General features: G+C 55.3%; 2 protein-coding genes. One reads left to right on the top strand and one right to left on the bottom strand.

Features of this window, described 5'->3' with window-relative positions:
• Window positions 1-96 precede the first annotated feature (96 nt).
• Window positions 97-1,095 (bottom strand): group II intron reverse transcriptase/maturase, encoded by a 999-nt coding sequence (gene ltrA / locus ACZYTD_RS17110; protein ID WP_463893895.1) that lies wholly within the window; start codon window positions 1,093-1,095, stop codon window positions 97-99.
• A gap of 628 nt (window positions 1,096-1,723) precedes the next feature.
• Between ltrA and ACZYTD_RS17105 the strand changes: the two genes are divergently transcribed.
• On the top strand, window positions 1,724-1,955 hold a 232-nt coding region (locus ACZYTD_RS17105; protein WP_463893894.1), incomplete at its 3' end, for a caspase family protein.

Raw genomic sequence — 1,955 nt, 5'->3', positions numbered from 1 at the left:
TTTGCTTTTTAGCTTGTGAAACATCAAAAGCCACCCCCTCCCAACCTCCCCCTTGGCAGGGGAAGGAGCTGTTCGAAGCTTTTTTCAGCATTTATCTCACCAATCGACCAAAGATGTGTATAAGAGACAGCGGTTGGTCAGTCGTCTGACTTGCTGCTTGAAACGCTGCAAGCTGTTCGGGTGGATGAGGATCCTCCCCGTATTGAAGGTAAATCCGAGGAACTTACTCTCCGAGGTTTTGACGACATGGCTTTTGCTGGCGTTGACCACCAGTTTCAAACGCTGTTGCAGGTAGCGGCTGATGCTGGCCAGTACGCGCTCTCCCGCTCGCCGACTCCTCACCAGTATGGTTAAATCATCGGCATAGCGGGCGATGGCGTGGCCGCGCTTTTCCAGCTCTTTGTCCAGTGGGTCGAGCATGATGTTGGCCAACAGCGGCGATAATGGACCGCCCTGTGGCACACCTTCCCGACTCTCCTGATGCTGCTGGTTAGCGATAAACCCGGCTCGCAGGTATTGGCCAATCAGGCCCAGTAGCCGCTTGTCGTTGATCTTGGCGCCCAGTTTACTCATGAGTAGATCATGGTTTACCCGGTCGAAGAACTTCGACAGATCCACATCGACCGCAAAGCTGCGGCCTTGCTTGATGAGGCGCTGTACCTGTTTCACCGCTTGCTGCCCGTTTCGATGGGGCCGGAACCCGAAACTGTTATCCGAGAAGCCGGGGTCGAAAATGGGCGTCAGCACCTGGGCAATGGCTTGCTGGATCACCCGGTCGGTGACGGTCGGGATCCCCAACTGGCGTTTGCCGCCATCGGGTTTATCGATTTCGACTCGCCGCACTGGGGCCGGGTGATATTGCCCGACTCGCAGCTCGGTTGCCGTCCGTTTCCAGTGACCCGACCTTGCCCACGCCGGGAACGTCTCGATGGTCATGCCATCGACACCGGGGGCGCCCTTGTTGGCTCGAACGCGGTGCCATGCCGCGAGGATATTGTCTCGTTGCAGCACCTGCTCGAAGAGATCTTGGCTAAGGGCTGGCTGCGGGTTGGCACGCTGAATGGCGTCATCGCCGGACGGCGAACAGGTGTTCAAGTGCAACTCGGCTCCTCCTTTGTTCTAAGTGTTCAGGCCTTCACCATGTCCCGGCCATTACGCCGGGCGTTGGGTTACTATGCCGTCTGCTGACATCTGCTTATTCACCTTGGCGGTTACCCGCCCAGGCGCTATCGTTTGCCATCGGGTTCGCTCGTTCAGGGTGATGATGCCTGAACGCCAGGCCTGTTGAACCAGCGGCCAAGCTGGATAAGTGAACGATCGCGGGATAAGCAGAGCTCCCCAGATAAGAACATGAGCTTTCCCTGCACAACTGCATCATTTACGGTGGCTGTTAGATCACCTGGCTTCGTTGTCTTGTGCCAACTCGCCTCCAGCCTACGCCTCGTATGATGTTCTTGTTCATCAGCTCGCAGATTTGCGTTCCGGCTTCCTTCAGACTGCTCCTCGCGGATTAGCCCTTGCCATTCGCTAGTAGTTAGCCTCAGCCAGAAAGCTGAGGGTGATCTTCCTACAGGGGACTTTCACCCCATCAGTTCATGCCCATGCTGGGCGTACACAAGGCCAAGCACAGCGACAGCTTTTCCGTTGCGGCTTTTCCTTCACTACAAAGCTGCGCGTGTTGGCGGCGTTGGGCATCTATCTACCCTTATCTACTGAGAACACAATGTTGACCAGAAAGCTTACTGCGCTAACCATCGGAAATTCGGCTTATCCCGAAGAGGCCCTAGCCAATCCCGTCAACGATGCCGAAGACATCTCTGCAGCACTGACTGCTTTGGGCTTTTCGGTAGTGAAGCTAACGGATGCAAGGATTGAAGATGTTGATAGAGCCATTTCTTCGTTCCGTGACAATCTAAATAGCAATGACGTCGGACTTTTTTACTTTGCTGGTCATG

This window comes from Pseudaeromonas sp. HNCC25DJ180 (assembly GCF_055413345.1).
This window is presented reverse-complemented; position numbering and strand designations above follow the sequence as displayed.